Consider the following 13,762-nt stretch of genomic DNA (forward strand, 5'->3'; position numbering starts at 1 on the left):
TAATTTAATGACTGGTAGGTTTTGCGAGGCGCTACTTAATCGTCATCATCTTTCTTTTTCTTCTCCAGGATAACAAAAGCGCTTCTTTTTGGAGCAGGCATCACTGAATTTTCACCTTTAACCGATTTCCATATCACTTCATTCAAATCCAGATCAGGTACAGCGTCTTCCTTAGCAAAATTAAACAGTTCAGAACGTTTACTGCTTTCGTTCACAGCTATATTACGCTTCTCTATGTCAACCAGTGCAGGTTTAAGCTTATATGGTGTAACATCGGGCTTACTGGTAAAGCACTCATAAAACGGTAGCGCGGCAGCATCATACTGGCTCATTGGTGGCAAACCCAATATCAGCTCGATGGTACGCAGCATACCTGTAGTTGAATACATGCTATGAATCACGGCATTCCTTTTCACAAACGGCCCTGCAACATAGGCCGGCGAACGGTGCGCATCGATGTGATCCGGGCCGGCCTGCGCATCATCTTCCAAAATAAATACAACAGACTCTTTCCATATAGGACTTTGAGATAAATGCTCAATGATACGGCCAACAGCCAGGTCGTTATCAGCTACTGCCGCTATCGGTGTGTATTTACCCTTTTGCTGACCACTGGTATGATCATCAGAAATACGTAAAGTATTAAATTGCGGAACGGCGTTAATAGTCATGAGCGAATCAAAGTCGTGCTGCCAGGCATCGGCGCGAACCTGGTCTTTAATATTCATATCAAACCCCGGCGAATGCGGCCCTACGTGGCCTTGTAAAGATTTGATCACTGCTTTACCATAGGCACCAAACTCACCATAAGTGCGGTAGCTAACACCAGCGCGTTTACAATAATCCCATATATAGCCATCATTAGGTGGTGTTGCTATACCGGAATAACCCGGGCCGCGATTGCTGTAATTGGTTGGCCAGGTTTTTTCAATAACATCGGTAGCGTAAGCACCCATGCTCCAATTGTGGCCGTCTTCACTAACTTCGGCATCAACATAAAAATTGTCAAGTAAAACAAATTCGCTGGCTATAGCATGCTGATTTGGGGTGATGTTTTTCCCGAAAATAGTTAAGGAACTATCACCATTTCCCTGTGGCATATCACCCAGTACCTGATCATAAGTTCTGTTCTCCTTTATAATATAGAACACGTGCTTGATAGGCGATGTTTCACCCGCCTTACGCGGAATAGGATTACCTGCCTCACCATCGGCCATTTTTGTTTTTTTATCGGTAAATGGTGTATTGGCGTAAACCTGTTTGGTATAAATTTTTTGCTGCTCAGGCTTAGGAGCATCAATAAACGATAATGAACCTATAAATAAGCCACCTATATATTGTATTTTACTTTTGGTGGTGATACCTGTGTGTATACCTAGGTTATTCTCTTTTTCAAAAGGCTGCGGGCCAAGTGGGTTGGCCATTGATGTTAAACCCTTGCCGTTAGCAACAATTATCTTGTTACCCAGCGTTTTTACATTGGTTGGGTACCAGCCAACCGGTATAAAACCCTGGCTTTTGCTATTACCTGGTTTAGTAACATCAAATACAGCCAGGCAGTTGTTATCGGCATTGGCTATATATAAGGTATTCTCATTGGCAGAAAGCGCAAGTCCGTTGGTAGTTGAACCAGCCAGATGGGTAGGATAAAGTACCGTTGAAATGGTTTCGATAACCTTGTTTTCCTTAGTGCTGATAACAGAAACAGTATTGTCATTAGCGTTGGCTACAAACAGGTAAGTGCCCTTTTTATTCAAAAGCAACTCGTTAGGGTGGTTACCTGTATTGATAGTAGCTTCTATATTTTCAGTCTCGGTATTAAACGCTGCAACCTTGGCCCCACCCCATAAAGAAATGTATAAGGTTTTTTCGTTAGGCATTAGCGTACATGTATAAGCCATACCCGGCAATTGCACCCTTTTTATAACAGAATGGGTGGCAGGCTCAATAATGTATAATGAACTATCCTCTTTGGTTACAGCATAAAGGCGACTGTTATTTTTAGTAGTAACCATACCCGTAGGGCATATTTTATCATTTGGCCATTGCTTACCTAACTTAATGGTGTCAGCTTTACCTAATTTGTTATCCTGTATATGAAAATCAAGTATCCAGTTATCATAGCCTCCGGATACATACAGGTCTTTTTCATTATTGCTGAAAGCTAAACCATACCATGACTTGCTCAGCTCTTTCTCATCCAGTTTCTTTTCACTCTTAGGGTCAATCAATTGAACCGATTGAGTACTTTGCCCGTTATTAGTTACCGCAAGCAAACGTCCTGATGAGCTTAACTGCACATTCAGAGGCAAATCTCCTAAGGGTAATGAGCGGCCTGCGGGGCTCAATTTCCAGCCGTTGGGTAATAAAACCTGGTTACTTTGCCCAATTTTACCTGGGGTTTGTGCCTGCAAATAAACACAAGCGCCGAGAAAAAGCATTACCAGCAGTAATCTTTTTGCAAAACCTGATTTGTTAATTAGTGCCATTGTGGATGTGATAATTATGGGAACTTGAATTTTTACCAGAGAAAACCATATAGCCCCGTTGGGGTTATTAAGCCTGTTAAGCGGAAGCAAAATTAGTACGGCAATTAAGCAAGTGTGTTAAGAGTTGGTTAATCAATTGTTACCAAAGCATAACAATGTTGTTGCACTGAAACACACTCCGCACCAGCAAACAATATGTTATTTAACAAACAAAAGCCCGGTAGCATTTTAAAAATGCTACCGGGCTTGATAAATATAGGGGTACTAAGGGGAATTTAAATCGCGATTAGGGTACGCGACATTGTTAATTATCAGTTAGAATCTGTTGTTTGAAAACGTATGAGCTACAGTTTTCATAGTGTATTGGCTATAAGGTACTGTCCATTTTATTAAACCGTAGTTTTGCTCTACTGTACCTCTTTGAGGTTCATTAAACAGTTCGTAGCACAATACCGCTTTTACACGTGGGTTTTGTTTCATCTTTTTAGCAAAGGCGAATAAGAAATCGCTTTGTGCCTGATCAATATCAGCTACCTTATCTGGTCTTTGGCCAACTTCGGTAAACCAGATAGGTTTATTACCAAACATGCTTCCTACTTTTACCGAGATATCTGGTATTTTGATTCTGGTAGCAGTAGTTTCCATATCAGAATACCAGTGCCATGCCACGATATCAAACTTGTTACCATATGCTTCCATGTATTGTAAGAAGTAGTAATGCAACCAGCTGGCATCAATCATGGTTTTAGCGTCGGGCTGTGATGCTTTAATACCATCGTCCAAACCTTTTAAGTAAGCAGCTATGATTTTCAATTTATTAAGATCATAATCAGCAGCTTTATCGCCATTACCGCTTTTTATACATTTAAGGTCAAGCTCATTGGCTAACTCGTAATATTTAAAGTAAGCAGAATTTTTAGCGGCAAGTTTAGATCCTAATAGGTTACCTGCAGCATAAGAATCTTTTTCGCTGGCATTCAAATTCAGGGTAGTGCTATTAACCATTGGTAATATGGTAACCCCGTTTGCTTTTGCCGCAGCGTAAAGCGGATTAAAAACTTTGGCGTTAGGAATAGATCCATCTGAACCAAAATTAATGTTTTGACGATAGCAGGTCATGCCCATTTTTTTCAAAAGAGATATCTGCTCTTCGGGGCTAACCGAGGTATAGGCAGGTATTCCCAGTGAGTGACCATTAACACCCAGCATAAACGAAGTGTTATCGATAGGTGCTGAATCATCTGGTGTTGATGGCGGCGTAACAACTGGTTTGGCCTTAGCAAGTACGAAGTACTGATTTTCGATACCAGCCGCGCCGGTAGCGTTAGCAGAACCCAATTCGACCGAGCCAGCGGCATAGTTTTTGCTATAGAGCTCGTAATGACCTACTTTTGAGTCATTAAGCTCAATAATAGCATTGAGTTTTTGCCAGCTTTTTAACCATGAAGGCAAGCTTTTAGCGCGTGGATCAAGTGCTACATACACTGTTGCAGCCTGCGACAAACTGAACTTAAGATACGAAGCAGAAGTACTCCATTTGTCTGCATTAGTTGTTTTGATCATTGGCAAATTAGTCAATGAATCGGGTACCGATGTAACAGCATACGTACGATCAGTGTAGTACACTGCACCCTTTAAAAGTGTGGAAATTTGGCTTGCTGCACCTGATGCAACCACCACATTACTGATTAAATTAACAGCAGTAGCATTAGTAGCAGATACTGCAAGGGTGCTAACCGGTGCTGTTTCAACCGGTGCAATTTCTTCCTGCTTTTTACAAGCATTTAATGATAAGGCAAGGCAGGCAATAGCCAACATCTTTTTTGAGTTAAGCATAACTTCTTTGTTTGGGGTTAATCAATAGTTTAATTATGCACTTTAACGGACCCGTCACAAGAAAGTTACAATAGTGAGAATAAGTGTTTAACTTCTCACTAATTTCACAGTATTAAATGAACAGTAAAATAGTCATTTTCAGCCTTTTTTAAGTATAAAAAACTATGCCAAAAAATAATTGTCATAGAAATGTCATTAAAATTTACACATTAAAATACACACAAAAAAGAAGACCTTGCATCATTGTTAAAAAATTATAAACTAAAAATTAACTTAATTAGCACCCAAAATCTAAGCTAAGAATCAGGAATTCCCAATTGAAAACTTATCAACTTATATTTTTATAAAGACAGTTGAAAATCCCTGGAAGAATTTGAGATGAGATCATAAAAATGCCCGCGAGAAAATATCCTCGCAGGCTAACCATTTTGTGAATTTAAACAACCCCTTGTTTGAAACTTTATATATGGTTAAGTATTACTATTATTAAAAATAATAATCATACCAATACAATATTAGTAAAAATTAGCTATAATTCCATACTCGAAAATATATTCTTTTGATATTACAGTGTCTAAATAATTGATTTATATCATATATTTTTGAATATCAGCCATTAAACTCTTTAAGAAAAAAACTGAACTGCGGCTTAATTTTAGTTTACACCTTTTCACATATTAAGTACAATCCAATCTCCATTTCCTATTAGTATAATTCCTATCGTTATATTTATTACACATACGGTATCTGCCTTAAGTACTATTGAACCTTATTATCAAACATTAATAAATATTACAATATGAAAAGTTTAAAAGTCAGATATTTACCCGTTTTGATCTGTATTATTGGTATTCTTTTCTTCCAAAACTGTAAGAAAGGCCAAAATGAGATGGACGCGCCTACTCCAACACCTCAGACAGAAGAAGAAGAAAGCCTAACCGAAACTCCTTCGGTGGCTGCCAGTCCGGATTTTACTACTATCACATGGTCAACTGCTAAAAGCCAACCAACCTTAACCCATGAAGTACATGGCGAAGTAGTTAAAGGCAAGCTATATATTTTTGGAGGATATGATATTAATAAAAGGCCTAATGCCTGGACCCCAACCAAACGTTCATATGTATATGACCCTATTAGCAACACCTGGACAGCCATAGCTAATTTACCGCAAACACCCAGCGGCAGCAATTTTGGTGGAGTTACCCACTTTGGCCTCACCACTGATGGCACTGATATTTACTTTGCAGGTGGTTATACTTCAAATGCTAATGGTACCGGGCAGCTTTTCGGAACAAAGCAAGCCTGGAAATATGTTGTAGCATCAAATACATACGTGCGCCTGCCAGATCTGCCGCAAGAACTTGCAGCCGGGCAATTAAGGTACGTGAATGGTAAAATACACTATATGGGCGGTGCAAACCTGGCCCGTGCAGATGTTGGCCTGCATTACGCCTTAGATCTGAATAATTTGGGCGCTGGCTGGAAATCACTGGCACCTGTTCTTAACCCGGTTAACCACCCCGGATCGGCAGTATTGGGCGGAAAGATCTACTTTTTAGGCGGCGCGCATCACCAGGACGAAGAAACTGAAACGCAAACTACTCTTGAGGTATATAACGAAACCAGTAATTCCTGGGCCCAGTTAGCCAAAATGCCTACCGGTGTTGATCACGTTTCTTCTTCTGTAGTAACTTATGATAACCGTATTATTGTGCTGGGTGGCGAAACATCGCACAATGTATTAAGCAAACAAGTTATGGCCTACACCCCAACTACAAATAGCTGGGCCGAGCTAACTCCGCTTCCGGTTGGTAAATCTGCAGGGGTAGGAGCTGTCTTGAATGGCAACATCTATTACACAGGTGGTAATTTTTCAAATGTCAACCATAAAGGTATACCTTCAGGAGGTAGCACTAATCCGGGCTCGGGTACCACATTGCAACCTACAGCGGATGCCTTTGTACGTAACGGAACCTTTGCAACGGCCAACTACGGTTCTGACGCAACTTTAGTTGTAAAAGGATCAAATTCAGTTAACTATGCCCGTAAGTCTTATCTTAAATTTGCGCTTGGCAGTTCAATAACCAGTGTTACATCGGCCAGGTTACGTGTGTATGGTTTAAATATTGATAATGCTACAGCCGTTAAATTATCCTGCTATGCAGTAGATAGTGATAACTGGACAGAGGCTGGAATAAACTTTAACAATTCGCCGGCAACAGGTAGCAATTTAAGCTCTGCCACGATTAACAATCAGGCCAAATATGTTGAATTTGATGTAACCGCATTTGTAAAAACACAATTAGCTGGCGATAAAACTGTCACTCTATCTATTAAAGATCCAACTAATCAGAATAGCACTGTGCAATTTAACAGCAGAGAAAACTCAACTAATAAACCACAGTTGGTAATTCAATAAGGAAATATCAGCTAAAAAATACTTATTCTCTGTTACACTAAATAAGGAAAAAACAATCATCTGTTTTGCAGCTAAACAACAGAACAGATGATTGTTATATGAATAATTATGGGTACTAAATTGTACCCATAATTACGCATTACATGGATTTTTTTATTATATATTAGTTCTATATTCTACTCCAAATACCTCTGCTATAACCCCTTACCGCTATGGATCCGGTTTCAGAAAATTTGATCTTGAATGGACTAAAGTCTGGCGGGCTTTCGAGGCTTCATTTTGAAAAAGAACTTTATATAAAATTCTTTTATCTCATTAAAGAAGCCAACAAAAAATACGGTATTGAAAGCGAAGAGGCGGCAAGCATTTACTCCGACACCATTATAGCGGTTATTAAAAATATCAATTCGGGCAAATTTGAAGGCCGCTCCTCCCTTAAAACGTATACCTACCAAATATTTTCAAATAAATGTGTTGACCTGTTACGAAAAAAAACGACTAATCAGGGAAAGTTAGAAGATACCATGCCCTATGATAGTTTAGTTTACGAACTCCCCGACAATACAAGAAGTGTTATCCAGGCGTTGATTGCCCAGGACGAAAGACAGCAGATAATAGACCGGTTAAAGGAAATTGGGGATAAGTGTAAAGAGTTACTGCTACTTTTTGAAGAGGGCTATAACGATAAAGAAATTGCAGGGCATATGAATTACCAATCGGCAGATGTAGTTAAAACAACACGGCTGCGCTGCCTGGAAAAATTAAAATTGAGATTGACCAGATTACTTCATCAAAATGAATAACTCATTAAACCTGATAGATGATTACTTCAGCGGGATATTAACCGATGATGAAAAAACTGCATTTGAAAAAAGATGCCTTGCTGACAGTGCCTTTTCCAAAGAGGTAGCCACTTACATCAGTCTTCGCGATGCATTAAACGCGCACCTACAACAACAAAAAAAGCAAGAATTTGCACAGTTATATCAGCAATTATCTATCCCTGCTAAGTCTGCTAAAATTATAACCTTTAAACGGATAGCTTTCCTGGTAGCAGCCTGTGTTTTATTAGTAGTTGGCTGGTTTGCCTTTTTACAGCCCCCCTCTCCGCAAAAAATTGCTGATAAATATATCGCCACTAATTTAAACACACTGGGATTAAACATGGGTAACTCAGATTCATTACAGGCAGGGATAGCTGCTTATAATTCCAAATCCTATGCGAAAGCCGAGGAACTTTTTATCCCATTAACCATAAAACCAGAAACCGCTCCCGAGGCTATTAAGTATTTGGGATTAACCCATTTGGCTATAAAACAATATGAAGAGGCGCTAAAAAACTTTGATCAATTATCGGCCATGCCTTTACATACCAATCCCGGCCAATTTTACAAGGCCCTTACCTTAATGGCCCGGTCAGAGGGCTCGGATAATAAGCAAGCGAAAGAAATATTACAAAATATCATCAGCAAAAACTTATATGGTAATCAGGAAGCCAGGAACTGGATAAAAAGTATTTAAAAATTAACCCCTATGAAAACTAATCAGCAAAACTCAGCAGCTTCGGTTAATCGCATTACATGCAAACCAGATTTTAGTCTTTTAGAAAAAAGCTATAAAAAAAACCAGCTTATTGTAAGGTTCAACAATACCCCTTCCGACACAGAAGAAGAAGCTGTAATGGGTTATTTTAAACAAATGGGCTATAGTAAGATTAAAGTATTTAGATATTCCAATTGCCCACTCCCGGTACAGTTATGGGAGGCTGATGGTATTGACACAGTAGTAAGCGGAAAAGGTGTAAAAGCAGGAACCGGCCCTGGTACCCAAACTGTAGGTGAGAATTATTCGCTAAACTTTTTAAGTAAAATCCCGAATCTTTCATGGAATCAGCCCGGCCAAAAGTCATCTATTGAAGCTCCTGCTGATAAAAAGGAAGTGGTTAAAGTAGCGGTTCTTGATACTGGTATTGACCCTTTTATTGTGGAACCAGGCTATGTAGGCACCAACATGGAAAACAAACCAGGCTATGAATGTTTCAGTGATTCGCCCAACGGGTGGAATTTTATTAATGACAGCAGTGATATAGAAGATGATAACCCCGGCAGGCATGGCAGTTTGGTAACCCAATTCATCATCAATGAGTTTAAAAAAAGCCCTGACAAAACAGTACAGATCATTCCGCTGAAAACACATGACAGTAACGGCCACGGTGATCTGTTTAAAATATTTTGCGCCGTTTATTACGCTATAGCCAAAGGGGCCAAAATTATTAATGCCAGCTGGGGATTTTACTATTACGAAGATGAACCCTTAAGTCAACTCAATGAATTAATCGATATTTTAAGACAAGAAGGCATTTTATTTGTTACCGCAGCCGGTAACCAAAGCGATGCTGATGATACCATAGCAAAGGCAATTCTGGCTCAACGGGGCATAAACCCTACTCCTTCCCAACTACGCAATCTCGCCATTCACCAATTTATGCCGGCCAACCTGAGTGAGGAGGCCCAAAACCTGATCACGGTAACTACCAGTGATGGCGATATAGTTTCGGCTACGGAAAATTATTCGAATGTTTATGTTGATATGGGGGTTATTGCCGATAAAGCTGAAGACGGTAGTTTAGTGTTTGAAGTTCCGTTTAAACAGATTGGGCCTGCAGAACATATTGGCGGTTCATCTTTTGCAACGGCTATTGCTACCGGTATTATCGGCGCTAATTGTGATACCGGGCTTTATATTCCAAAAAAGGTAAATAAGCAATCATTTATCGATGATCTTTTCGTGGCTTCTGAAAATGCAGGGGCGGCCGGGCTATGCCAAAAATTCCCGGCCTTGGAAGATGACCTTATCAAAGATGGTATATGCGTGCTCAAGCAACCTAACGCTTAATGATTTCGTCATGAAATCTTTTTTGGGAGTTGTTGCTTGGCTCGGCCTCATGGTTTTGGGGATAGGTATATGCAATGCGCAGTGTATTACTGATGACAGCATTCACCAAGAGATCAATAATATCAAGAATACCCCTGGCGACAACTACTCAAAAATACGCAGGCTCCAAACGCTGCAGTCCACTTATTTAAAATGCTATCACAAACAAGGCTCAACATATGCAGAGCTCATGCACCGCCTGGGTGATTACTTCGCCAAAACCGGAGATCTGCCATTAGGTATTGCCTATACAGCCGCGGCTGTTGATATTAATGAACGTTCCGGCACCAAAGAACCGTTTTTATGCAATAGCTATTATAACCTGGGGATCTTTTATTTACAATTAAACCTCATACATCTGTCAAACAATAGCTTTAACCACTGTATAATAGCTGGACAAAATTTTCCTGAGAAATATTTTATTGTAGGTATGGCCCATACTCAGCTGGCATATGCTTTTTTTAAAGCCGGTGATTATCAACAGGCCAAAAATATGGCATATCAGGGCCTGGATTTTTCTGAAGCAGCTGCAGATAGTGTTGAGGAGGGAGCTTTATGGGCTCAAAAAGCCCAGGCCGAGGTTGAACTTGCTGATTTTATTAACGCGCGCCAAAGCATTGATACGGCTTTATCCAAACTCAAAACAACCACAACCATACAACTTGCTTCTGTTTACTCTATTTATGCCAATTTATTAAATGCCACCGGGCAATACCAGGCCAGTGTACTTTATTACCGCAAAGCTTTCCGGTTAAACAAAAGCCTGCAAAACTACACTCAATGCGCTAATGACCTGAATGATCTGGGTAATGTTTACGATAGCAACCTGCACCGGGGATACAACGCCCGTATATGCTATAATGAGGGGCTGCAGTTAGCCATGCAACATAAAAACAGTTACCAGATGGTTGGCTTTTATGAAAACATTGGCGTCACCTATTGGCGCGAAGGTAATTACAGGCAAGCTTTACAATTTTATCAGAAAGGATTAAACGCGCTTCCCATAAACTTCACAGATCAATTGGTCACGAGCAACCCAAGTGTAGGTATGCTTAACAAAATATCGAACGATTATTATGTAAGCACTTTACTGGCCGACAAAGGCGAAAGCTTGCTTGCTTTATATAAACAAAAGCATGATACCTTGTTACTGAAAGCTGCCTTACAGACATTTTTGCTTGCTGACAGATCGGTAGATATGATGAGATGGAAACAGCATACCGAACTTTCAAAACTGCTTTGGCGCAGCAAGATCAAGCAAACGTATGAAAATGCCATTGAGGTTTGTTATTTGTTAAATGATCCGGAAAAAGCGTTTTATTTTTTTGAAAAAAGCCGGTCGGCCTTACTGAACGACCAATTGAATACTACATTGTATACACCATCAAAACTGAGAACAGCAGAGGATAAAAACCTATTGCTTGAGTTGAGTAGCATTAATAAAAAATTATCATCATTAAACTACAACAATGCAGATACAGGCTTAAAGAAAACCTGGATGTCTTTGCATCAGCAATGGGAAGACCGGCAGAATGAGCAAAACTCGCGAAGGGCAGAAAGTTCAATATTGCCAGGTAACTCATTCTGGTCAATTAAAAGTTTACAACAGGAATTAGCAAAAACGAAACAAACCTTAATTGAATATTTTTACAACAACAATACAGTTTATGTTTTACAAATAAGTGCTATTCAAGCCAAGATATACCAAATCCCCTACGTCTCTTATCTTCATGACAGCCAAGAGTTTTTAAAATATTGCTCGAACGCCGGCTTGCTCAATCAGCAATATGATTCATACACGCGTTTAGCGAGCAGGTTATTTCAAAAGCTATTTGAGCCGCTTAATGTCAATACCCATAGGGTAATTATATCGCCCGGAGAGTATTTTATTCCTTTTGACGCCCTACTATACAATCGGGAAGAAACTAACAGCTTTCTGATCAGGAAGTATTCCTTTAGTTATGTTTACTCCATGCAGGTGCTATTTAATCATAGACCTGTAGCTCCCGATACAAAAAACTTTTTTTTAGGGGTAGCGCCCGAAAATTACGAAAAGGCTACAAAGCTGCAACCCCTGATTGGCTCAGTAGCATCTCTTGATCGCATTCAGGATGAATTTAAATCAGCATTATTATTGAAGGGAGCGGATGCAAAAAAGAGTCGGTTTCTTACTCAGTTACCCGGCTCCCAAATTGTCCAGATATATTCTCATGCTGCATCTGACAGCAATAGCCGGGATCCGGTGCTTTATATGGCCGACTCTGCAGTACTCATGAGTGATATTCAAAAACTTCAATGCAGATATACCAATATGGTTGTACTTTCTGCCTGCAATACCGGTACCGGATACCGGGCCGTTGGTGAGGGCTTATTTAGTCTGGCCCGGGGATTTAGGTTGGCCGGTATACCTAGTACGGTAACCAACCTCTGGCAGGCAGATAATCAGGCCACATACCTGCTTACCGAAAGTTTTTATAAATATCTGCGCACTGGCTTACCAAAAGATGAAGCGTTGAGATCGGCAAAGCTTGATCTTTTAACCAATAATCAATCGTATTTACTGCCTTATTTTTGGGGCAGTACTATTATTCTAGGTGATAGCTCTCCTTTAATTGTAACCGCCGCATCTGGCGGACTTAACTTTTATTGCCTCATTGGCTTTTTACCTGTACTTATTGTTTTTGCAGGTGGCATTTATCTTCTCTCCTACAGCCAAAAAAAATCTGACGATCAGGCAGATTAACCCTCACTCTTTTCAAAATATATTAAAATAAAATGGAAAGTTGTTTCCTATTGCTGTCCATTTTCCGACTAATAAAGTAAATCCGGATTAATAAAACTTGTTTAATAGCCCACACTTTATGGATCACTTAATTAACCAACGTCATGAAAAATTTAATTTATTCATCAACCCTGATATTTTCGTTTTTGGCAATTACAGCCTGCAATAAAAACGACGCCATACAACCCAGAAAAGGTTTAAGCCAACCAGATTCAATTGCCGCTGCCGCCCCTCCAGACCGCGAGTGCGACTCATCAGAACCTGTGAAATACGTTTTGAATAATAATACCGGCATCAACTCTTTTATAATCACCTTTTCGGGTTCAAGTAATTATACATTCGCCTTCCCGGCAAACGGAAGTAAAACAGTAGCTGTTAAGCCCGGCATATACAACATTCAGATACCCCCTGCCGGTAACTTTGCAAGCCACGGTTTTTACATGGATAACCAGCCAAGTGTACATGCACCTACCGCCAGATACCAAAATGTAAAGATCAATCCCTGCTCAGTTACATTGCAAACAAGTATTGATTAACCTTCTCTCACATCGTTACCAAAACAAAAAGCCTCGAGTTTTTAAAACTTAAGGCTTTTGTTATATGTTTTAGACTATAAATTTACTGCACAGGATTGTCGTGATCTTTTATTTCATGACTTAAAACCTCATTAAACTTTTCAAGTAACTTGATATACCTGTCCATCCAATAATAAATAGCGGTGTTAGGTTGCTCGGCCTGGATTTGCGCTGCAGAATCGCTGGCTATATGATTATCGGCATTTGCAAACTCTTCAGGAAATTCATCAGAAAAATCATGCCCTATTACAAAGCCAATTTTACTAATGATATCAATACTTAGCCGTTCCATCTCAAACCAATTATAAATTGTCCGACGGCTCACTTTCAATCTTCTTGCGAGTTCGCTGATACCCATACGGTCTCTTCGTACAACGCGTTCAACTATTCGTCCAAAATTGGGGCCTGAGCTGTTTGTACTACCAGCGGTCCGGTTACTAATCATATAACCAATAACCGGATAATCAATTTTGTTGTGCATACCTTAAAATTCTATATATGATGATTCACCTATTTAAAATTTATTAGGCTGATGTAAACACTCACATCAACTTTTATTTATTGTTGCCTTTGCACATATGCGTTTACATAATGTCAAATTGCTACAATAAAAATAAGTTAAACAAAGCACTTAAAAGTGATATATATCACTTTTAACGATGATTCTCGTCAAAAGTATATACCTGTATTTCAACACACTATAATTAATTTTCCACCTGTATTATCT

At 39.6% G+C, this 13,762-nt stretch carries 9 protein-coding genes; 6 read left to right on the forward strand and 3 right to left on the reverse strand.

Features of this window, described 5'->3' with window-relative positions; genetic code table 11:
* Positions 1-35: 35 nt before the first annotated feature.
* Together AAGC65_RS09425 and AAGC65_RS09430 are read right to left on the reverse strand one after the other, a co-directional pair.
* A complete protein-coding gene (locus AAGC65_RS09425; protein WP_343112189.1) occupies positions 36-2,489 on the reverse strand; it encodes a bifunctional YncE family protein/alkaline phosphatase family protein in 2,454 nt (817 codons plus the stop codon).
* Between the two features lie 315 nt (positions 2,490-2,804).
* Positions 2,805-4,325: a glycosyl hydrolase gene (locus AAGC65_RS09430; protein ID WP_343112190.1), complete on the reverse strand. Its 1,521-nt coding sequence runs from the start codon at positions 4,323-4,325 to the stop codon at positions 2,805-2,807.
* Between the two features lie 799 nt (positions 4,326-5,124).
* On the opposite strand from AAGC65_RS09430, the gene AAGC65_RS09435 reads away from it, so the two are divergent.
* From AAGC65_RS09435 to AAGC65_RS09460, 6 genes are all read left to right on the forward strand, one after another.
* Positions 5,125-6,744 carry a DNRLRE domain-containing protein gene (locus AAGC65_RS09435; protein WP_343112191.1) on the forward strand — a complete coding sequence of 540 codons (1,620 nt, stop codon included), beginning with the start codon at positions 5,125-5,127 and terminating at the stop codon, positions 6,742-6,744.
* Between the two features lie 212 nt (positions 6,745-6,956).
* Positions 6,957-7,547 (forward strand): sigma-70 family RNA polymerase sigma factor, encoded by a 591-nt coding sequence (locus AAGC65_RS09440; protein ID WP_343112192.1) that lies wholly within the window; start codon positions 6,957-6,959, stop codon positions 7,545-7,547.
* Positions 7,540-8,265, forward strand: a complete 726-nt coding sequence (locus tag AAGC65_RS09445; RefSeq protein ID WP_343112193.1) for a hypothetical protein — start codon at positions 7,540-7,542, stop codon at positions 8,263-8,265. Before AAGC65_RS09440 ends, AAGC65_RS09445 begins: the two co-directional genes overlap by 8 nt.
* Before the next feature lie 12 nt (positions 8,266-8,277).
* The gene (locus AAGC65_RS09450) at positions 8,278-9,639 is read left to right on the forward strand and encodes a S8 family serine peptidase (RefSeq protein WP_343112194.1); all 1,362 of its coding nucleotides are present in this window, start codon (positions 8,278-8,280) and stop codon (positions 9,637-9,639) included.
* A 10-nt stretch (positions 9,640-9,649) separates the two neighbouring features.
* Entirely contained in the window at positions 9,650-12,421 is a 2,772-nt protein-coding gene (locus AAGC65_RS09455; protein WP_343112195.1) for a CHAT domain-containing protein, read from the forward strand.
* A 143-nt stretch (positions 12,422-12,564) separates the two neighbouring features.
* Positions 12,565-12,996: a hypothetical protein gene (locus AAGC65_RS09460; RefSeq protein ID WP_343112196.1), complete on the forward strand. Its 432-nt coding sequence runs from the start codon at positions 12,565-12,567 to the stop codon at positions 12,994-12,996.
* 82 nt (positions 12,997-13,078) lie between these two features.
* On the opposite strand, the gene AAGC65_RS09465 is transcribed toward AAGC65_RS09460, so the two are convergent.
* Positions 13,079-13,516, reverse strand: a complete 438-nt coding sequence (locus AAGC65_RS09465; RefSeq protein ID WP_343112197.1) for a hypothetical protein — start codon at positions 13,514-13,516, stop codon at positions 13,079-13,081.
* Positions 13,517-13,762 lie beyond the last annotated feature (246 nt).

Source organism: Mucilaginibacter sp. (genome assembly GCF_039207105.1).
In the GTDB taxonomy this organism is placed as follows: Bacteria; Bacteroidota; Bacteroidia; order Sphingobacteriales; family Sphingobacteriaceae; genus Mucilaginibacter.

Bases quoted from the DNA above. Each gene is read 5' to 3' on its own strand.
- AAGC65_RS09425 (WP_343112189.1), bottom strand. From the start codon at position 2,489: ATGGCACTAATTAACAAATCAGGTTTTGCAAAAAGATTACTGCTGGTA.
- AAGC65_RS09430 (WP_343112190.1), bottom strand. From the start codon at position 4,325: ATGCTTAACTCAAAAAAGATGTTGGCTATTGCCTGCCTTGCCTTATCA.
- AAGC65_RS09435 (WP_343112191.1), top strand. From the start codon at position 5,125: ATGAAAAGTTTAAAAGTCAGATATTTACCCGTTTTGATCTGTATTATT.
- AAGC65_RS09440 (WP_343112192.1), top strand. From the start codon at position 6,957: ATGGATCCGGTTTCAGAAAATTTGATCTTGAATGGACTAAAGTCTGGC.
- AAGC65_RS09445 (WP_343112193.1), top strand. From the start codon at position 7,540: ATGAATAACTCATTAAACCTGATAGATGATTACTTCAGCGGGATATTA.
- AAGC65_RS09450 (WP_343112194.1), top strand. From the start codon at position 8,278: ATGAAAACTAATCAGCAAAACTCAGCAGCTTCGGTTAATCGCATTACA.
- AAGC65_RS09455 (WP_343112195.1), top strand. From the start codon at position 9,650: ATGAAATCTTTTTTGGGAGTTGTTGCTTGGCTCGGCCTCATGGTTTTG.
- AAGC65_RS09460 (WP_343112196.1), top strand. From the start codon at position 12,565: ATGAAAAATTTAATTTATTCATCAACCCTGATATTTTCGTTTTTGGCA.
- AAGC65_RS09465 (WP_343112197.1), bottom strand. From the start codon at position 13,516: ATGCACAACAAAATTGATTATCCGGTTATTGGTTATATGATTAGTAAC.